At 39.5% G+C, this 19,546-nt stretch carries 18 protein-coding genes; 9 read left to right on the forward strand and 9 right to left on the reverse strand.

The features are described 5' to 3' along the window. Positions 1-312: 312 nt before the first annotated feature. The 3 genes from EXE30_RS06125 (at position 313) to rimI (ending at position 3,047) form a co-directional block, all read left to right on the forward strand. Positions 313-1,194, forward strand: a complete 882-nt coding sequence (locus EXE30_RS06125) for a metal-dependent hydrolase (protein WP_130161649.1) — start codon at positions 313-315, stop codon at positions 1,192-1,194. Between the two features lie 416 nt (positions 1,195-1,610). Beyond that, a complete protein-coding gene (locus tag EXE30_RS06130) occupies positions 1,611-2,495 on the forward strand; it encodes a metal-dependent hydrolase (protein WP_130161650.1) in 885 nt (294 codons plus the stop codon). A 93-nt stretch (positions 2,496-2,588) separates the two neighbouring features. Next, on the forward strand, positions 2,589-3,047 hold the full coding sequence (gene rimI / locus EXE30_RS06135) for a ribosomal protein S18-alanine N-acetyltransferase (RefSeq protein ID WP_171457334.1): 459 nt from the start codon (positions 2,589-2,591) through the stop codon (positions 3,045-3,047). A 4-nt stretch (positions 3,048-3,051) separates the two neighbouring features. Here rimI and EXE30_RS06140 read toward each other — a convergent pair whose 3' ends face one another. The 3 genes from EXE30_RS06140 to trxB all read right to left on the reverse strand — a co-directional run bounded on the left by EXE30_RS06140 (position 3,052) and on the right by trxB (position 5,671). Continuing rightward, a complete protein-coding gene (locus tag EXE30_RS06140; protein WP_130161652.1) occupies positions 3,052-3,867 on the reverse strand; it encodes an arginyltransferase in 816 nt (271 codons plus the stop codon). A 28-nt stretch (positions 3,868-3,895) separates the two neighbouring features. Beyond that, on the reverse strand, positions 3,896-4,627 hold the full coding sequence (aat, locus tag EXE30_RS06145; protein WP_130161653.1) for a leucyl/phenylalanyl-tRNA--protein transferase: 732 nt from the start codon (positions 4,625-4,627) through the stop codon (positions 3,896-3,898). Positions 4,628-4,720: 93 nt separating this feature from the next. Beyond that, complete coding sequence (gene trxB / locus EXE30_RS06150) at positions 4,721-5,671, reverse strand: thioredoxin-disulfide reductase (protein ID WP_130161654.1); 951 nt, start codon at positions 5,669-5,671, stop codon at positions 4,721-4,723. A gap of 302 nt (positions 5,672-5,973) precedes the next feature. On the opposite strand from trxB, the gene EXE30_RS06155 reads away from it, so the two are divergent. Beyond that, positions 5,974-9,021 carry a DNA translocase FtsK gene (locus tag EXE30_RS06155; RefSeq protein WP_130161655.1) on the forward strand — a complete coding sequence of 1,016 codons (3,048 nt, stop codon included), beginning with the start codon at positions 5,974-5,976 and terminating at the stop codon, positions 9,019-9,021. A gap of 127 nt (positions 9,022-9,148) precedes the next feature. Then, on the forward strand, positions 9,149-9,766 hold the full coding sequence (rhtC, locus tag EXE30_RS06160) for a threonine export protein RhtC (protein WP_130161656.1): 618 nt from the start codon (positions 9,149-9,151) through the stop codon (positions 9,764-9,766). Between the two features lie 33 nt (positions 9,767-9,799). Here rhtC and EXE30_RS06165 read toward each other — a convergent pair whose 3' ends face one another. The 6 genes from EXE30_RS06165 to EXE30_RS06190 form a co-directional block, all read right to left on the reverse strand. Further along, the gene (locus EXE30_RS06165) at positions 9,800-10,087 is read right to left on the reverse strand and encodes a PA4642 family protein (RefSeq protein WP_005150979.1); all 288 of its coding nucleotides are present in this window, start codon (positions 10,085-10,087) and stop codon (positions 9,800-9,802) included. 122 nt (positions 10,088-10,209) lie between these two features. Continuing rightward, a complete protein-coding gene (gene minE, locus EXE30_RS06170) occupies positions 10,210-10,482 on the reverse strand; it encodes a cell division topological specificity factor MinE (RefSeq protein WP_004670120.1) in 273 nt (90 codons plus the stop codon). A gap of 2 nt (positions 10,483-10,484) precedes the next feature. After that, positions 10,485-11,297 carry a septum site-determining protein MinD gene (gene minD, locus EXE30_RS06175; protein WP_130161657.1) on the reverse strand — a complete coding sequence of 271 codons (813 nt, stop codon included), beginning with the start codon at positions 11,295-11,297 and terminating at the stop codon, positions 10,485-10,487. A 59-nt stretch (positions 11,298-11,356) separates the two neighbouring features. Continuing rightward, positions 11,357-12,076: a septum site-determining protein MinC gene (minC, locus tag EXE30_RS06180; RefSeq protein ID WP_121930716.1), complete on the reverse strand. Its 720-nt coding sequence runs from the start codon at positions 12,074-12,076 to the stop codon at positions 11,357-11,359. A gap of 106 nt (positions 12,077-12,182) precedes the next feature. Next, positions 12,183-13,241 carry a preprotein translocase subunit SecA gene (locus tag EXE30_RS06185; protein WP_130161658.1) on the reverse strand — a complete coding sequence of 353 codons (1,059 nt, stop codon included), beginning with the start codon at positions 13,239-13,241 and terminating at the stop codon, positions 12,183-12,185. Between the two features lie 4 nt (positions 13,242-13,245). Continuing rightward, entirely contained in the window at positions 13,246-14,178 is a 933-nt protein-coding gene (locus EXE30_RS06190; protein WP_130161659.1) for an acyltransferase, read from the reverse strand. A gap of 390 nt (positions 14,179-14,568) precedes the next feature. Here EXE30_RS06190 and EXE30_RS06195 point away from each other — a divergent pair, with 390 nt between their 5' ends. The 4 genes from EXE30_RS06195 (at position 14,569) to EXE30_RS06210 (ending at position 19,537) form a co-directional block, all read left to right on the forward strand. Then, positions 14,569-15,222, forward strand: a complete 654-nt coding sequence (locus EXE30_RS06195) for an OmpA family protein (RefSeq protein WP_130161660.1) — start codon at positions 14,569-14,571, stop codon at positions 15,220-15,222. Between the two features lie 183 nt (positions 15,223-15,405). Beyond that, complete coding sequence (locus tag EXE30_RS06200; protein ID WP_004670132.1) at positions 15,406-17,445, forward strand: UvrD-helicase domain-containing protein; 2,040 nt, start codon at positions 15,406-15,408, stop codon at positions 17,443-17,445. A gap of 23 nt (positions 17,446-17,468) precedes the next feature. Further along, complete coding sequence (gene dut, locus EXE30_RS06205) at positions 17,469-17,921, forward strand: dUTP diphosphatase (RefSeq protein ID WP_130161661.1); 453 nt, start codon at positions 17,469-17,471, stop codon at positions 17,919-17,921. A 194-nt stretch (positions 17,922-18,115) separates the two neighbouring features. Continuing rightward, on the forward strand, positions 18,116-19,537 hold the full coding sequence (locus tag EXE30_RS06210; protein ID WP_130161662.1) for a phosphomannomutase/phosphoglucomutase: 1,422 nt from the start codon (positions 18,116-18,118) through the stop codon (positions 19,535-19,537). The last annotated feature ends 9 nt before the right edge of the window (positions 19,538-19,546 follow it).

The following is a 19,546-nucleotide window of genomic DNA, read 5'->3' on the forward strand; positions in this document are numbered from 1 at the left end:
CTCTAATCATCTAGAGTAATAAAAAAACACCCCTCTGGGGTGTTTTTTTATGCCTATTGTCTAATCTTTATTTTCTTGTGTCCGAAAATAATTCCATAAATGATATTTTCTCTTGCGTCGGAAAAATTAATACTTAATTAATTTTTCCTCTTGCGTCGAAATAAAGCGATGCTTTATTTCTCCTCATGTCCCAAACTGATACCTCACTGTCCTAAACTGCACTTAATTGATACCAATAAAACAGTAAGATAAAACTCAAGAAAATGAACAAAAGTACTCAGTGAGATATTTCACTTAAAAGGAGTAGGCTGTATGAATGCTAAAGTAAATATTTCTAATCGCGCAGGTGCGAGTTTTCCTGTACGTCGCATGAATTTTGATTTTGACCAAGTTCCTGAATATTGGATGAGTGGTTCAGCAGGTTTAACTCATTTTATGACAGCTCTATCTGCGTTATTTCCAGATGGTGAAAAGCTGTTCATTGATTCTGTTCGTGCAGTTCGCCATCATCCTGCAATCAAAGATAATGAAGCACTACAAAAAGAAATCAGTGCTTTTATTGGTCAAGAAGCCATGCATACGCAAGAGCATGTTGGCTTTAACCAGTCTGCACAGAAATATGGGCACGATGTTACAACTTTAGAAAAACGTACAGCAAAACTGATTCAACTTACGCGTAAGAATTTTGCTAAAGTTGTTAAGCCATTTGGTATGACGCAAGAAATGGTGGATTTAACAGCTACGACTGCCTTGGAGCATTTTACTGCGACGATTGCGTCTGAATTGTTGCGCAATCCACATATTCAAGAGTTGATGACAGATGACACCATGTCATATATGTGGTTTTGGCACGCAGTAGAAGAAAATGAACATAAAGCAGTTGCTTATGATGTTTATGAGGAGATTTTTGGTCGTGGTATCAAAGCCTATGCATTACGTAATACCGCTTTAGTGGTGGCCATGGTGCTTATCTTCTTGGCACAATCATCATTTGTCTTACGCTTACTTAAACAAGATGGCAAACTGAACCTAAAAGAGTTGGGTATGATTTATAAATATGGTTATAGTCCATCAAAAGGAATTATTGCAGGAATGGTTGGGGAGATGCTGGCATATCTGAAACCAGGCTTCCATCCGAACGACTTGGATACTGTGCAGTTGCTCAAAGACTGGAAAGCAAAACTAGGCTTGTGATTTCTAGTTTTATCTATTAACTGTATGTTAAGAAAGGACAATTTTTATTGTCCTTTTCTTGTTTTTTTCATGAAAACTAAATTTTATATTCTTATTCGACAAATTTCCTTTGCGTCGAAATAAAGCGATGCTTTATTTTCTTGCGTCTAGAAATAATTCCATAAATGATCTTTTTCCCTTGCGTCGGAAAAATAATTCCATAAATGATCTTTTTCCCTTGCGTCGGAAAAATAATTCCATAAATGATCTTTTTCCCTTGCGTCGGAAAAATTAATACTTAATTAATTTTTCCTCCTCATGTCCTAAGATGATGCTTTTGTGACCTTATTTGCACTTATTTAATGCATATAAAAGCGAGTATAAATAATAAATAAAGAATGATTAAAAAGAATATTTATATTGTAGGAGAACAAGGTATGAATGCTAAAGTCAATATTTCAAACCGAGCTGGTGCTAGTTTCCCTGTACGCCGAATGGATTTTGAATTTGGTGAAGTACCGCGTTACTGGGCACATGGTGATGCAGCATTGACTCATTTTATGACTGCACTTTCTGCGCTGTTTCCCGAGGGTGAGCAATTCTTTGTCAATAGTACTCGTGCCGTGAGAAATGATCCTAAATTATCAGATCCTCAATTACAAAAAGAAATTAGTGCCTTTATCGGTCAAGAGGCAATGCATTCAAAAGAACATTTGGCCTTTAATGCATCTGCACAAGCTTATGGTTATGATGTACGAAAAATGGAAGCACAGACTGGGCGTTTGATTAATCGTACGATCGGAATCACCAGCACTTTGCTTAAACCTTTTGGTTTCAGTAAAGAAATGATTAGTTTGACAGGCACGTGTGCCTTAGAACATTTTACTTCGACGATTGCAGAAGAGTTATTGAGTAACCCAGACATTCAGGCAATGTTTCAAGATGAAACGATGTATCACCTTTGGATGTGGCATGCAGTAGAGGAGAATGAACATAAGGCGGTGGCTTTCGATGTGTATGAAGCTATGTATGGTCGAGGTCCAAAAGCGTATTTTATGCGTTCGTTGGCGCTAGTGATTGCAATGGGTTTGATCTTCATCACGCAATCATATTTTACAGCGAAACTACTCAAAACTGATGGTAAGCTTACTTGGCGTGATACCAAATATATGATCAAATTTATGTATGGCTATAAAGGCTTTATGTCGCGTCAAATTCCGACATTACTCGATTTCCTCAGACCTCGTTTTCATCCGAATGATGATGATACAACTGAGTTATTAAATAAATGGCGTACTGAATTAGGCTTTAATCCAAGTTAACTTCAATGGACAGTGAAAACTGTCCATTTTTTTATTCAAATTTAGTATTAAATTGCTGATAATCACATCATCATATTTATAGAGTAATAGATCTTGATCCGTTTGATGCAAGAAAGTGATTTGGATAGTGTGGTTGCCATTGAGCGTTTGGTGCAAACACATCCATGGTCTAAGCAACAGTTTCAAGAATCGTTGGCTTCTTATCAATGCACTGTGTATGAGCAAGCACATCAAATTGTCGGTTTTTGCATTTTACAGCCTGTGTTAGATGAAGCAAATTTATTACTGATGGCCATTCATCCAAGTCAGCAAGGCAAAGGTTTGGGTTACAAATTACTCGATTATTCGATTGAGCAATTGAAAAATAATCCGATTCAGATTTTTTTAGAAGTACGAGAAAGTAATACAGCAGCGATTGGTTTATATGAAAAAGCGCAATTCCATCAAATTGATTTACGCAAAAACTATTATCCAAATGGTGATGGTTCAAGAGAGCATGCTGTGATCATGGTCAAAACATGCACTGATGATTTTGCAGCGTTATTTCAATAAAATGCTACTTAATAATTAAATTATTCCATTCAGACGGAAGTGTACTCATTAATGAATCTCCAAGTTGTTGGATTTCATTGTCTGCGAGAGGGCGATTGAGTCTTCGCCATTGCCCATCTAGTAACAGTTCGAGTGGCGTATATTGCGATTTATAATTCATTTTTTGTGAATGAGGAACCCAGTATCCCAAATAAAGGTATTCAAGATTCAGGGTGCGGACATATTCGATTTGTTTGAGGATCGCAAAGACGCCTAAAGAACGACGTTGTTCATCTGGATCAAAAAAAGTATAAACGGCAGATAATCCATCATCCATTAGATCGCATGTGGAGACTCCAATCAGTTTTTTATCTTTCCATAATTCAAGAAAAAAACTCTCAGTACAGCTATGCACAAGGAATTTTTCAAATTGATCTAGGTTTGCTGGATACATGTCCCCATCAGCATGACGTTCATTGATGTAGCGTTCATATAAATCGTAATGTTGTTGGGTGGCTTGCGAGGTGGGCAAGATACTCATTTGTAAATCTTGGTTGCGTTTCCATGCCTTTTTCTGGCTGCTATTCATTTGAAATTCCTGAATAGGAACTCGACATGATAAGCATTGTCGACATAAGTGACACTCAGGGCGGTAAACAAAATCACCACTACGACGAAAACCGACGCGAGAAAGTTCTGACAATGTCACCACATCAATGCGGTGAATCGGGTCTAGAAACACCATTCGAGCTGATTTGCTATCTAGATAGCTACAGTCATGCGGTGGCGTGATGTAATACTGTAAGTCATTTAAAAGGGACTTGGGTTGGTATGATTTCATGAATCTGTCCCTCCAAGGTGTTCGTCCGTTAACCGTCTAATTTTGCATTAACTGCTATTGTTTTACTTGAAAATACACGTTCTTGATAGTTTTTCCAATTGATAGGGGGGGCAATAATTACATCTTGTAACGATTTTAAATATATTTGGCGAGAAAGTGTACGTGCTCCTAAACTTATGAGATGTTCGTTAACCAGTTGACAATCCACCCAAGCTAACTGATTTTCTTGTCCAATGAGCATTAGTGTATAAAAGGCCATCTTAGAGACATCGGTTTCAGTACTAAACATGGATTCACCGAAACAGCCTTTGCCAATACTGACGCCATATAAACCACCTACAAGTTGCTGTTGCTTCCAGACCTCAACACTATAAGCATAGCCCGCTTCGAATAAAGCACAATAGCCTTGAATAATCTCTTCACTGATCCAAGTTTCATTTGCATAGCTGCGTGGCATGGAACACGAGCGCATGACCTCTTCAAAAGCATGGTTAACGGTAATCCGATAATCATGCTTTTTCATATTACGGATTAGTGATTTGCTCGGTTTGTATGACTTTGGTTCGATAATGCATCGGGGCTCGGGACTCCACCAACAAATTGGTTCATCTTCATTGAACCAAGGAAATAAGCCGTGAGTATATGCTTCGAATAAAGTAGCAGGGGATAGGTCTGCGCCAATACAGATAAATCCATGGCCGTCAGGATCTGCTTCTATTGGATCTGGAAAAGTGTATTGAGATAAGGGGAGCAGTTGCATATCGAGATAAGTTAATAGGAATGATTCTAAACTAACTTAACTAGAGGGCGTTGACAATCTATATAGATCGTCAACGTGAAATGATGGATACAATTAATTCAAATTATCGAGGTACTTTTCAGCATCTAAGGCTGCCATACAACCTGATCCAGCCGAAGTAATCGCTTGGCGATAAATACTATCCGCGACATCACCTGCTGCAAAGACACCTTCAATAGAGGCAGCTGTTGCATTTCCAGCGCTACCACTATGAACTTGGATATAACCATCTCGTAGGTTAAGTTGACCGTCAAACATACTAGTATTTGGTTTGTGGCCAATTGCAACGAATAGACCTTGAACTTGAACGTCTTGAGTGCTTGAGTCTTGTGTTGATTTGATACGAACAGAAGTTACACCTGTTTTATCACCAAGCACTTCATCAACTTGATGGTTCCAGATGATACTGATTTTACCTTCTTTTTCTTTTGCAAAAAGATGGTCTTGTAAAATCTTTTCTGAACGTAAGCTGTCACGACGATGAACCAAAGTGACATGAGCAGCAATATTAGAAAGATAAAGTGCTTCCTCTACAGCAGTATTACCACCGCCTACAACCATGACATTTTGGTTCTTATAGAAGAAACCATCACAGGTTGCACAAGCACTAACACCTTGTCCCATAAATGCAGCTTCAGATTCAAGACCTAAGTACTGTGCAGTCGCACCTGTTGCAATGATAAGCGCATCACATGTGTATTCAGCCATGTCACCCTTTAATACGAATGGGCGAGTTTTAAGATCAACTTCATTAATATGATCATAGACAAGTTCTGTACCGAAACGTTCTGCGTGGGCTTGCATACGATCCATCAGTACTGGGCCAGTCAATCCTTCAGGGTCACCCGGCCAGTTATCCACCTCAGTGGTCGTAGTCAATTGACCACCAAGTTGTAAACCAGCGATGAGCGTTGGTTTGAGGTTAGCACGTGCAGCATAAACTGCTGCGCTGTAACCCGCAGGACCAGAACCCAGAATAATTAATCTTGAGTGACGAGCGCTCATTAAAGAACATCCTTCTTATATTGAAAATGCTAAAATTATACGTGAATCCGCACAAATTGGGGGCAAATCCGTGTGGATAATATTGATAAGTTCAATCGAAATAGGCTATATCATGTTTGGACAATTGATTATTTCAAAAATACGTGTCGAAAATGTGAATCGCCCTTTCGATGTTAACAACAACAGTAAACAATCGTGCATCTTTTTTTTTAGAAGGAGTGCATAATATAAAACTTATTGATTAAGGTAAGTTAGACCTTAAAAGATACCAACAAATAACGAATTGGGTTACAGGACTGTATATGACTGCGGTGTCAAGTGTTTATGCACAACGCTTTTTAATGACATTATTTTTAATTTCTTTTGGCATTTATTTATTTCTTGCCACAGTGACCTACACACCATTTGATCCGGGTTGGATGCATATCTCTAGTGATACCCAGCATGTTTCAAATGCAAGTGGGGTCGCTGGCGCTTGGATCGCAGATTTATTATTTGGTTTCTTGGGCTGGGCGAGTTTACTTATTCCTTTATTTTTGTTTATAGAGGCCGTGCAGGTTTGGTGGCCAAGAAGCTTCCTGAACTTACCTTTTCGTTATGCTGCGCAGTTCTTTTTGATCTTATCGATCTCAAGTTTGTTATATCTACATTGGAATACACCTGCTGATACGCTTGATAATGCTGCAGGTGGCATCATTGGTTATGAGTTAGGACAAAGCTTGTCCCACTTGCTGACCATTTATGGCGCAACTTTGTTTTTAGTGGCATTTAGTATTTTATTGATTACTTTAGCTTTCGGTATTCAGTGGAATAAAACATGGTTGATGTTGAAAAAGACGCCAGCTTATTTACAAGATTTATTCTATAGAAATGTGCCGCAGAATGAGTCTGCTTATGACCGTACTGAGCAATTGGCGGCATCAGAAATCCCTGCAATAAAAAATAAAATATCACCACATGCCGAATCTGATGCTCAGCAAGTCAATATTGCCAGCCAAACGGCAGATGATGTTGAGTCTAAACCCACAAAAACAGATGACTCACATCACCAATTTTTGGCCGAAAAGTTATTTGCGGATGTGGTTGCGAAAGAGCAACAAAGTATTCAACCAAAACAAATGCCGCAAACTGAAGACGACTTTGAGCAAACTTTACAACGAGCTCATCAATTTGAGACTGAAAGCCAGCGTTTAGTTCAAACAGGTGAAGTGTGGCGCGCACTGCAAAGCGATGATGCCAATCATAAACAGGAGATTGATGCGCTTCTCAGAGCTGCGGATGATGTAAACTCGTCTACAGCACCACAGCATTCGCAATCAGAATTTGTGGCGCAGAAGATTAATGATCACCATTTAGATTGGAATGACGATCAAATTTTTGATGAGTTATTGGCTGCAGTTCCAAACACCAAGACAGCAACCGATTTACACACACCATTTAGAAATGAAGTTGAACAAACTGCTCATCATAATGCGCTGGAAGTGGATACTGACTTTGGTTCAGACGTCAGTAAATCGGCATCGAGCAAAAACCTTTATTCGCATCCATCATCTCCCAAAAATACAAATCTAGATGCACAAGATGATTTCGATCATTTTAATGATCTTTTAGTTGAAAGTGAGCAAGACAAGATAATAACTCCAACGAGCAGTAACTCTCATTTACAAACTGCTACTGTGAGCGCCTCTACTGAGTTGCAAAAAGAAAAGCTCTCCAAAGAAGCTTTTATTGAAGCATGGCAAGAAACAGCAGGTAAGGCTGAAACAGATTTAGATCTAGAAGAAGATTTTGATTTGGATGCGCCATTAACGGATACATTTGGGCGACCAATGTCACGTGCGATGCAAGTTGCTCAGAAACGTCGTGACTTGCCAACTTTGCCGGGCTTAGATTTGTTGGATGAGGTTGATCCAAACAAAAAGGTGAATTTTACAGCGGAGCAATTGGCACGACTTTCTGAATTGTTAGAAATTAAGCTACAGGAATTCAATGTAAAAGCACAGGTGGTTGAAGCTCAACCTGGACCTGTAGTCACGCGTTTTGAACTCGATCTCGCACCAGGCGTTAAAGCATCTAAAGTGACCAATATTTCGCGTGATTTAGCGCGTTCAATGTCGATGGCATCTGTGCGGGTTGTAGAAGTCATTCCGGGCAAACCTTATATTGGTATTGAAGTTCCGAACAGCACGCGTGAAATGGTGCGTCTGATTGAATTATTGACCATTCCTGCTTTTACCGATCCAAATAGCATTCTTTCTATGGCGATGGGTAAAGATATTTCAGGTAATCCTGTTATTGCAGATTTGGGTAAAGCACCACACATGTTGGTCGCGGGAACTACCGGTTCAGGTAAATCAGTAGCGGTTAACTCGATGATTTTATCGATGTTGCTGAAATATACGCCAGATCAATTACGCTTGATTCTTATTGATCCAAAACAGCTTGAATTAGCCAACTATAACGATATTCCACACTTATTAACGCCTGTTGTAACCGACATGAAAGATGCAGTCAGTGCATTAAACTGGTGTGTAAATGAAATGGAACGTCGTTATAAATTGATGTCGTTCTTGAAAATCCGTAAATTGAGTGACTATAACCGTAAGGTTGAAGAAGCGATTGCCAATGGTGAGGATTTAATCGATCCAACGTGGAAACCGAGTGACTCAGCAACACAAGAACGCGCACCGCGTTTGACGCCTTTACCTTCGATCGTCATCGTTGCGGATGAATTTGCAGACATGATTATGCAGGTTGGAAAAAAAGCGGAAGAAATGATTACGCGTTTAGCGCAAAAATCTCGTGCGGCAGGTATTCACTTATTGCTTGCAACACAGCGTCCATCTGTAGATGTGATCACTGGTTTGATCAAAGCCAATATTCCTACCCGTGTAGCGTTGCGTGTAAACAGTAAGATTGACTCGCGTACGATCTTGGATGCGGGTGGGGCAGAAGATTTACTCGGTCATGGTGATATGTTGTTCCTAGGGCCGGGTAAAATTGAACCTGAACGTGTTCATGGTGCATTTATTAGTGATGACGAGGTCAACCGTATTTGTGATGCTTGGCGTGAACGTGGTGAACCTGACTACGTTGATGAAATCTTGACGCCTTTTGATGAAGAGTCTTCATCACGTAGTTTTGAAGATGGTGATGGTGATCCAAACCGTGATGCGCTTTATGATCAGTGTGTTGCTTTTGTTTTGGAAACACGCAAAGCCTCAACCTCATCTTTACAGCGCAAATTCAGTTTAGGTTATAACCGAGCTGCGCGTATTATTGACCAAATGGAAGAGAATGGTATCGTTAGTGCGATGGGCGCGAATGGCAAACGAGATATACTCGTTTAACGAGAAAAATCCAGTAAGGAAGCCTCTATTTTGAGGCTTTTCTTTTTATATTTGCTTATTTTTATATGGTAATAATCACATTTTTTATTTAAGCTTAGCCTTTAGGATCCCATCGCTAGGGTGAGCTATGTTAGTCGCATTGAGTACGCTAATCTTTATTCATTTTTGTGCATTAATTACGCCCGGACCAGATTTCTTTTTGGTCTCGCAAACGGCAATCAGTCGTTCACGTAAAGAGGCGGTATTAGTCGTTTTGGGTATTTGCATCGGTGCAATGCTTTGGTCACTCTTGGCTTTGATGGGGCTTAATATCATTTTTGAGAAAATGGCTTGGCTTAAACAAGGGTTATTGATTGCTGGTGGTTTATATTTGTGCTGGCTCGGTTTTCAAATGCTTCGTTCTGCTTTCTCTAAAGGGGATCAGACGGTAAATCCCATTGTCTTACCTCAATCGCCTTATTTGTTTTTTATGAAAGGATTGCTAACAAATCTGTCTAACCCAAAAGCGATCATTTATTTTGGTAGTGTATTCTCTCTGTTTTTAACCAATCCTTTATTTGATCAGCATCATTCATTGCTTTTTATTATTGTCTCAGTTGAAACTGCATTGTGGTTTACTTTGGTCGCATTTGTCTTTTCTTTACCCACATTTCGAAATGCTTATCAAAACTTTGCAAAATGGATCGATGGTGTGTCAGGTGGAATTTTCACCTTATTGGGTGTTTATTTGATTGGCAGTCGTTAGTCAAAAAAACGCCTGCATGATGCAGGCTTTTTTTTATGCAAATTTTGCTAAGACTTCTAAGAAACCATCTTTTTGACGTGGAAATTGTGCAATCACGTCATGAATACGTTGTCCTTCAGGATTGGTTGCATTCAAGTCACGACCATCCGCCAAAAACTGAGTAATCAATCGCTCATAATCATTTGGACGCATATGTTTAAATGCGTGATAGAGGACATGAAAGTCAGCATTTACGCCTGTTGGTGGAAGTTGGTTGAGGTAGGCAAACACACGCTCATCTGACCATTCTTCATTGAAAGTTGCTGGCTGTGATAATGCCATGACAGTCTCCTCAGTCTTAAAATAATAAAGGCAAAATACGAGGCTGGATTTGCAAAGCAACGCTTTGCTCAGCAGCAAGGTATTTTGCCTTTATTTGCAAAAAATCGCTAATGAAAAAACTACTATCGATCTTCAGGTAAATTGATATTCATTTCTAACATTTCAATATTTGCTTCTGAACGAACTTGCATTTGAATATGCTGTTCATCCACACCTCGAACGTAACGACTGACGACCTGCATGATTTCTTTTTTCATCTGGTCAATCTTGTCTTGGCTTAAACGACGACCTAAGCCTTGTTCAGATGCAACAATTACCTTTAGACGATCTTTGGCAGTTTGTGCACTTGATGACTTTTCATCACTGCTAAATAGTTTACTCCAGAATCCTGCCATCATTACGCTCCAAATAGTCTAGCTAACCAACCTCTTGGCTGTACCACAATGTGTCGATAAGGACGTTCTTCACCAAGAAAACGAGCCACTAAATCATCATAGGCTTGACCAGCTTTTTCTTCTGAATAAAGAATAACAGGTTTACCTTCGTTTGATGCTTGAAGTACGCTCGGGCACTCAGGAATCACACCCAAAGTCGGAACACGTAAAATATCTTTAGAAATGTCATCAATCGTCAGCATTTCTTGTCTATCCGCACGTTCTGGATTGAAGCGTGTGATACACAAGTGTTTACGAATGCGCCCTTCGTTTTGCTCAACTTTTTTAGTTTTGCTATCCAGCATACCGATAATTCGGTCTGAGTCACGAACAGAAGAAATTTCAGGGTTTGTGACAATGATTGCTTCATCTGCATGATACATCGCTAAAATTGCACCACGCTCGATCCCTGCTGGGGAGTCACAAATGATGTAATCAAACTCTTGCGATAATTCATCAATCACGCGTGCAACACCTTCATCACTCAAGGCATCTTTATCACGGGTTTGTGACGCAGGTAGTATGTATAAGTTCTCAATCTCTTTATCACGGATAAGTGCTTGTTGTAAGCGAGCTTCGTTATTGATGACATTTACAAAGTCATAGACGACGCGGCGTTCGCAGCCCATGATCAAGTCAAGATTACGTAAACCTACATCGAAATCGATCACAACAGTTTTATGACCACGTTGGGCTAATCCTGTTGCAAAAGATGCGCTGGTCGTAGTTTTACCTACACCACCTTTGCCTGACGTTACGACAACAATTTTGGCCACCGAATCCACTCCTATTTATGGTCATACGCCCCTAAAAGGGCTTTTTTGGTGTTTATAAATTAAAACTGCAAAGTTTCAAATTCAAGCTCTTGCTTGGCGTTTAAATAAATATGTACAGGTTTTTTGATCAGATCTTTAGGGATATCATCTGCAACACAATAGGTCCCTGCAATAGAGACTAATTCTGCTTCGAGAGAGTTGCAAAAAATGCGCGCTGAAGTATGTCCACCTGCACCTGCAATGACTCTACCACGTGCATTACCATAAATGTGAATATTTCCAGATGCAATCACTTCTGAGCCGCTGTTCATACCTGCATTTAAGATAATATCGCCTTGATCTTGTACCAAACATTGCCCAGTACGCAAAATCTCATCATGATAAGAGGTGATATGGGTATGCGATGTGTTTTTTTGTGGTGTTTGTATTGCAGTACTTTGGGGTTGATCTTTGACTTCGTGAGCAATGACTTGTTCTTTAGATGCTTTAATTCGCTGTAAGGGTTGATCTGCAGGTAAAACAGGGAATTGAATCGCTCGGGCTTCATCACCCAAAAGGCCATCAATCACAGCCATAGGTTGCAGGCCTAAATCGATTAACACTTGAATCAAAGCGATGAGTTCTTGTTCAACGGTACTGTCTATAATTACCAAAGTTCCTAAATAAGAACCTTCATTGAGTGTGCTCGTTAATTGCTGTCGGATTGCATTATGGTCATTTGTGTCGAAAGTTAATCGACTAAAATTCACCATTCTGCCCGTAATCCGTATATCAGCCATAATGTATCCTTCAGGGCTTTTAAGCACTCTAGTGTGTTATAAATAAAAGCAAATGCTAGAACAAATTACATCAATTCTCTAGCTCGAATAGTAAATTTTCTTGTATTCATTCTGCTTTTTTGTTCAATTGAGCATTTTCATCCAGCATTTCTTGCCATTGCTTGACTCTGACTTGTTTACTTATTGCTTCAATACTTTCAAATACGACTGATTTGACCAATTCTTCCAGATATTGATTATCAATATTCAGCTCACTGACTTTTTGTGCAATTAATTGAAAATTTTCATTGGGCTGCTGAGGTGAGCCTGCTGTAAAAGGTTCGATTAAACCCGCGCTAATATTTTCCCCTAGGCGTTGTCCAATGCTCTGAATCTGTTGCTCAATCCGCCCACCGACGATCGGAATAAGGCGTAATAGCTGAGTCAACTCAGGCGTATCTTCGATGGCTTGATTAACAATAATTCCTACTTTTTGGGTAATCGCAGGTTGTTGTTGTTGTAAAGCAGTCGCCAAAGATTCTTGGAGTAGCGAGGAGAGCGTAGTCACAAATAATTGGCGGTGATGATCAACCAAATTATGAATGGTTTGTTGATGACTACTATTCGTTTTTAACTCATGTTTTAAACCGTCAAGAACAGTCAGTACCACTCGATCGGATAGCTCTTCCATCACTACGCGATAGTAAAACAAAAGTGTGCGTTGTATCTTGTCTGGGATCACCTGATAGCCCATTTCATATAAGCGGTAGGCGATAATCCCAGCCCGAAATAAACGTAAGAAACGTAAATAAGGAATAATGGCTAGAATTTCATAAAAATGAACAAACGGGAACCACCACCAACGTGCATGGTGTTTATTGATGATCGCAAAAATCCAACGCACAACCAGTTCTGCAATTAGAAATATAATAAACCAAGCTTCAGTGGTGATGACCCAAGGGTTTAAGTGAGTTCGATAGAAATCAAGAACGCTGAGTAGATGAATCTGTTGAAATAACCATTCCCCAAGTGAGCTCATCAGGAAAAGGTTCATACCCAAGCAGAATAAGTTAAATACAATAATAAACACCATAAAGATGTCATAGAGTAAAAACAGTCGGAAAGGCCAACTGTTTTGATCGACACTGTGGTATTTAGATTTTGGCTTCTTATTCTGCTGAGTCATAAATTTATTTAATGTCCGATGTGTTTGTATATTTTTCTTTCATATGCTGAATGAGCTGATCTTTTTCAGTCCAGATTTGATCGACCCATTTTTGGAAACGTTCACGAAACTCTAGATCATCCTCATAGTTGCCCCCAAGCACCCAATCAGGAATCTCAATTTTACGTAAATCGACAGCTATGCGGGAAACATCACCCAACCAAAAATCGCTATATTCAGGCGGGCCATCTGGATAAACAATGGTCATATCAACAAAGGCATCCACTTTATCACCTAGAATATTTAACGCCAATGCTAAACCACCCGCTTTAGGCTTAAGCAGGTTTTTATATGGTGACTGCTGTTTGGCATGTTTTTCAGGCGTGAAACGTGTGCCTTCTAAATAATTTAATAAAGTAAAAGGCTGGCTCAGCAATTGTTCACAGGCTTTGCGTGCTTCGAGCATATCGCGTGATTTCAGCTCAGGATTTTTAGCAATCTGTTCTTTCGTATGACGTTTCATCATTGGGAAGCCCAAAATTTTAAAGGCTTGGCCAACAAAAGGAATAAAAATCAGCTCCCACTTGGTAAAAAAGCGGGTAAGCGGCATGCGGGTTAAACCAAAATATTGATTGACCGTGGTATCGACCCAGCTTTGATGATTACAAATCATCATATATCGACCTTGTAAAGTCAGATCGAGTTTTTCATCGATGCTGATATCCCAATGCAAATCTGGAAGGACATTGTCAATCAACCAATTATTTACACTAAGCCAACTATTGGTAATTTGAATATTGGTTTCATCAACTTTTGCTGATTTTTTGAATAGTTTTGTCAGACCTAAAGCCAATACAGGAGGGCCATGCAAGAAGGTACTTCCTGTAATGACAGAACCAACGGTCAATCCTTTACTAACTTTTTGCAATAAAGATGCTTTTTTATTTGAGGTAGGCATAAATCAAACCTTGAGTGCAAATGTTTAAAAAATAGATGATCCAACTATAAACAACAGAAATTGAAATACAACCGTATATTTGAGGATCTTGACAATTTTTATATATTTAGATGGGTTAGAGCGTGTTCATACAAAATATTAATGCTTTTACTGAGGAATGACACATGAATATGCAGTAAACTCAACAGCGGAAATGGTGATATTATTTTTGAAAAGAACAGTCAACGTATAACGATGAAGGAAATGTGTTGCTTTATTCAAGTAAAGTGCATCAAAGTATTACAAAAATATAAATAAACTGTTTATTATTAACAAAATATCAATGGTATGGCATCGTTTTCTCATTCATTATTCACCAAGACAACAAAATACATAGACAGGAGCTACGCAATGCGTGCATTAATGATTTCAACACTCGTAGGGGCTGGATTGGTACTTTCTGGTTGCCAAACTACTGGTAATAATATTGGCGGCGTAGAATACGATAAAGCTGCACTAGGCACATTGATTGGTGCTGCTGCGGGATACGGTATTTCTAAAGGTAATGCAAATACAAGTAAGCAAAATAATCGTGCTGCTGCGATTGGTGCTGTGCTTGGTGGCGCTGGTGGTTTATACCTCGACAACAAAGAGAAAAAACTTCGTCAACAAATGCAGGGTACTGGTGTAGATGTTGGTCGTAATCCAGATGGTTCAGTTCAATTGATTATGCCAGGTAGCATTACTTTTGATACCAACAAATCAAATATCAAGCCAAACTTCTATACGACTTTAAATAAAGTTGCGCAAGTATTGGCTGAAGATAACCAAAGTGCGATCTTAGTAACTGGTTATACTGACAACACAGGTAATGATTCAATCAATATTCCTTTATCTCAAGCACGTGCTCAATCAGTTAAAAACTATTTAGCTGGTAAAGGTGTTTCAGGTGGTCGTATTGATGCACAAGGTTATGGTTCATCAAATCCAATCGCAGACAACAGTACTGCTGCTGGCCGTGAACAAAACCGTCGTGTCGAAATCAGCATTTATGCTAAACAGTAATTTTTACTGATTTTTAAAGAACCACCTTCGGGTGGTTTTTTATTGCCTACTGTTCTTGCGACAAGCTGTGGCGCGTTATTGGCAGAAGACATCATAATTTATACATATCCCAAGATTTATTATTGGGATTCTAAAACAGAGATGTCTATAATCATGCTCGGAAACGTGAGAGGTATTACAACGATGTCATCTGCCAGTCAATTGAATGACAAACAACTTGAAGCAATGAAATATGTTCAAGGGCCTTTGTTGGTGCTTGCAGGTGCAGGTTCAGGTAAAACTTCAGTCATTACGAGGAAGGTTGCTTTTTTGGTACAGCAGTGTGGTATTCCTGCTCACCGTATCACGGCAATGACTTTTACCAATAAAGCGGCGCGTGAAATGAAAGAGCGAGTCAGTAAGCTACTTTCTCGCGAAGAAGCAAAAGGACTCTCAGTTTCGACCTTCCATACATTTGGCTTAAATTTATTACGCTTAGAATTAAAAAACTTGCCGCTGAAAGCCAATTTCTCGATCTTGGATGCAGACGACTGTAAACGAATTTTGATGGATTTAATGCAGCGTGACAATTTATCAGGTGCTGAAAGCAAAGATTTGATTGCGAAGGCCATGCGAAAAATTTCAGATTGGAAAAACGATCTGGTTTTGCCTGAACATGCGCATTCAACCTGTGAAACGGTCGATGATGTCCAGCTTGCGCACTTGTATCAACTTTATGAACGTAACTTACGTGCTTATAACGCAGTTGATTTTGATGATTTGATTGTGATGCCAACGCGTTTACTTCAGGAAAATGCGGAAGTGCGTGATAAATGGCAAAACCGAGTCCGTTATTTGTTGGTGGATGAATATCAAGATACCAACACCGCCCAATATACCTTAGTTAAGCTCTTAGTCGGGGTGATGGGGCAGTTCACTGCGGTAGGAGATGATGACCAATCCATCTATGCATGGCGCGGAGCAAAGCCTGAAAACATGGCTTTACTCAAAGAGGATTTTCATAATCTAAAAGTGATTAAGCTTGAGCAAAACTATCGCTCGACTAGCCGTATCTTAAAAGCTGCCAATGCCGTGATTGAAAATAATCCGCACATTTTTGACAAGAAGTTGTGGAGTGATAAAGGCCATGGTGAAACCATTCGTATCATCACTTGTTTGAATGATGATGATGAAGCAGAGCGTGTGGTTAAAGATTTAATCACACATAAGCTCATGAATGGTAAAAGTTGGAAAGATTATGCAGTGCTCTATCGTGGTAATTTCCAAGCACGTGTTTTAGAAACCCAACTGCGTCAACTACAGATTCCTTATAAATTATCAGGTGGTCAATCATTCTTTGCGCGTGCCGAAATCAAAGATGTGATGAGCTATTTACGTTTAATCATCAATCCTGAAGATGACAGTGCATTCTTACGAATTATCAATACCCCAAAACGTGCCATTGGTCCTGTCACTTTAGAAAAGCTCGGGTTATTTGCACAAGAAAATACCTTGTCATTGCTGACGGCATCATCCGATCAACGCTTATCGATGGTATTGCCAAAGAAAGCGACAACACAATTGCATGAGTTCGCTGATTTTATTGCAACATTCACCCGTGAACTTTTAGATGATGATGAACCTGTACCTAAAGTTCGGCAGATGATCAATGAAGCTGGCTATATTGATTATGTGCGTGAACAAGCTGCAACACCCGCACAAGAAAAAACCAAGATAGATAATATTGAGACGCTATATACCAGTATTCAAAACCTGATCAATCGTGCTGACGATGTCGATGAGAAAAATATCGAAAGTGTGATTCGTAAACTGGTCTTGTTAGATATGCTTGAACAGCAACAAGAGGAAGAAGACACCGACAAGGTGAACCTATTGACGCTACATGCAGCCAAAGGTCTAGAGTTTCCTTATGTGTATATGATTGGTTTGGAAGAAGAGTTACTGCCACATAAAAACTCGATTGCAGCGGAAACCATCGAAGAGGAACGCCGTTTGATGTATGTGGGTATTACCCGTGCGCGCCAAGGTTTAACGTTGACACTTGCAGAGCAGCGTAAAAACGGTGGGCAAATGCGTCAGATGACACCAAGTCGTTTCTTGGATGAATTACCGCAAGACGAGTTGGAATGGCATGGTCGGAAAAAGAAACTCGCGCCAAATGTTGACCCGAAAGAGCAGGCACAGCATTATCTCGCAAATTTAAAAGCTTTATTGAAACGTTAAAAAATTGTAAGTAGGAAGTCGGAATGAAAGTCCAAGTTAAAGTATTAGATACGCGTTTAGGTCAAGAGTGGGCATTGCCTTCGTATGCAACGACAGGTTCAGCAGGTTTAGATTTACGTGCTTGCTTAGATGAGGCGATTGAGATTGCTGCAGGGGAAACGGTTTTAGTCAAAACTGGGTTGGCGATTTACATTGAAGATCCAAATTTTGCAGGTTTGATTTTACCTCGCTCTGGTCTAGGACATAAGCACGGTATCGTGTTGGGTAACTTGGTCGGTTTGATTGATTCAGACTATCAAGGTGAGCTGATGGTGTCTGTTTGGAATCGTGGGCAAAGCACTTTCCGTTTAGAACCGGGTGAGCGTTTAGCTCAATATGTGCTTGTACCTGTTGTTCAAGCTGAGTTTGAACAAGTGACTGAGTTTGTTGCGACTGAGCGTGGTGCAGGTGGTTTTGGGCATACAGGCCAACAATAACGTTTAAACAAGTCTTTTAAAATGCGACGTTCTCGCGTGGAACGTTGCATTTCTCATATTGATTGTTACTTAAAACTATATTAAAAAGCAGCTGACGATTTATTTATTTTAATTTTTCTCAACAAGGGTAAGTTAATTTCTTAATAGTAATATTTTTTGAATAGTCTTTCGATTATAAAAAATAGGGGCTTACTGTGAATATAAAACATACATTTCCTCTGAATATTTTTCGTGCTTATGATATCCGGGGAAAGCTAAGTAATTTAACACCTCATGTTATTCGTTCAATAGCTCACGCTTTAGTACTACAGTATAAAAAAGCTGAACAGAACCAAATTGTAATAGGGTATGATGCGCGTTTAACCAGTCCAACTTATGCGAATATTATTCAGCAAATCTTTGAACAACACGGTTTTAAGGTGACCAATATTGGTTGTTGTTCTTCGCCGATGATGTATTACCTTGCACGTGATTATGGTGGAAATGGCATTATGGTCACTGCAAGTCATAATCCGAAGTCAGATAATGGGATTAAATGGATTTTAAGAGGTGAGCCTCCGAGTCCTGATGCGATACAACATATTGCACAACTGGCTCAATTCTCTTCACCCGGCTTACAACAAGCATATGATTTAGAAACTATTTCACATGAGTTTATTCCTGAATATTGTTTGCAATACCAACAATCATTATTAAGTGATATTCAATTATCCCGCCCGCTAAAAGTTGTGTTAGATGCTTTGCATGGTTCAGCAGGGCGTTGTGCAAAACTGGTTTTAGAAAAATTAGGTTGTGAGGTGATCTCGTTACGTTGTGAAGCAAATGGGCATTTTCCAGATCATGCACCAGACCCCTCACATGCAGCTCATTTAAGACAATTACAAGCCGCGATTATTTCTGAAAAAGCAGATATTGGGATTGCTTTAGATGGGGATGGGGATCGTGTGGTTCTACTGGACGAACATGCGCATATCATTAGCCCAGATCGTTTATTGTCTTTGTTCGCACAAATGTGCTTGTTACAGCATCCACATAAAGAAATTGTATTTGATGTGAAGTGTTCTCGGATGGTTGCAGATACCGTGCAGCAACTGGATGGGCAAGCCAAAATGATTCGTACTGGTAGTAGTTTTTTACGGGCATATTTATCACAATCAAACGGTGAAGCTGTATTTGGTGGCGAATTTGCAGGCCATTATGTCTTCAATGATGGTCGTGGCTTTGGTTATGATGATGGTTTATATGCTGCACTTCGTGTGATGGAATATTTTACCCAATCCAATGCAGCCAGCCTTTCTGAATTAGTTGCTATTTATCCTGAACGATATTGCACAGAAGATACTTATATCAGTACGCATGAAGCCAATCCTAAACAAGTTTTGAATGATATTGAGATTTTAAGCCGTGGTTTAGGTGCTCGTTTGAGTAAAATTGATGGTGTAAGACTTGATTTTGACGATGGTTTTGGCATTATTCGAGCATCCAATACAGGTGAATATTTTACTGTTCGTTTTGATGCTGATCATCCAACGCGGTTAAATGAGATTCGCCAAGAATTTGTTTCTATGTTGCAAGATCAATATCCTCTAATTGCACAAGAACTCGCACAGGCTTAATAAGGAGAG

The sequence above is a fragment of the Acinetobacter halotolerans genome (genome assembly GCF_004208515.1).
In the GTDB taxonomy this organism is placed as follows: domain Bacteria; phylum Pseudomonadota; class Gammaproteobacteria; order Pseudomonadales; family Moraxellaceae; genus Acinetobacter; species Acinetobacter halotolerans.

Coding starts and splice junctions, on each gene's coding strand:
- EXE30_RS06165 (WP_005150979.1), bottom strand. CDS start 10,087: ATGGCATTATCACAGCCAGCAACTTTCAATGAAGAATGGTCAGATGAG.
- EXE30_RS06190 (WP_130161659.1), bottom strand. CDS start 14,178: ATGCCTACCTCAAATAAAAAAGCATCTTTATTGCAAAAAGTTAGTAAA.
- rhtC (WP_130161656.1), top strand. CDS start 9,149: ATGTTAGTCGCATTGAGTACGCTAATCTTTATTCATTTTTGTGCATTA.
- EXE30_RS06200 (WP_004670132.1), top strand. CDS start 15,406: ATGTCATCTGCCAGTCAATTGAATGACAAACAACTTGAAGCAATGAAA.
- dut (WP_130161661.1), top strand. CDS start 17,469: ATGAAAGTCCAAGTTAAAGTATTAGATACGCGTTTAGGTCAAGAGTGG.
- minC (WP_121930716.1), bottom strand. CDS start 12,076: ATGGCTGATATACGGATTACGGGCAGAATGGTGAATTTTAGTCGATTA.
- minE (WP_004670120.1), bottom strand. CDS start 10,482: ATGGCAGGATTCTGGAGTAAACTATTTAGCAGTGATGAAAAGTCATCA.
- EXE30_RS06185 (WP_130161658.1), bottom strand. CDS start 13,241: ATGACTCAGCAGAATAAGAAGCCAAAATCTAAATACCACAGTGTCGAT.
- EXE30_RS06140 (WP_130161652.1), bottom strand. CDS start 3,867: ATGAAATCATACCAACCCAAGTCCCTTTTAAATGACTTACAGTATTAC.
- trxB (WP_130161654.1), bottom strand. CDS start 5,671: ATGAGCGCTCGTCACTCAAGATTAATTATTCTGGGTTCTGGTCCTGCG.
- EXE30_RS06195 (WP_130161660.1), top strand. CDS start 14,569: ATGCGTGCATTAATGATTTCAACACTCGTAGGGGCTGGATTGGTACTT.
- EXE30_RS06125 (WP_130161649.1), top strand. CDS start 313: ATGAATGCTAAAGTAAATATTTCTAATCGCGCAGGTGCGAGTTTTCCT.
- EXE30_RS06130 (WP_130161650.1), top strand. CDS start 1,611: ATGAATGCTAAAGTCAATATTTCAAACCGAGCTGGTGCTAGTTTCCCT.
- EXE30_RS06155 (WP_130161655.1), top strand. CDS start 5,974: ATGACTGCGGTGTCAAGTGTTTATGCACAACGCTTTTTAATGACATTA.
- aat (WP_130161653.1), bottom strand. CDS start 4,627: ATGCAACTGCTCCCCTTATCTCAATACACTTTTCCAGATCCAATAGAA.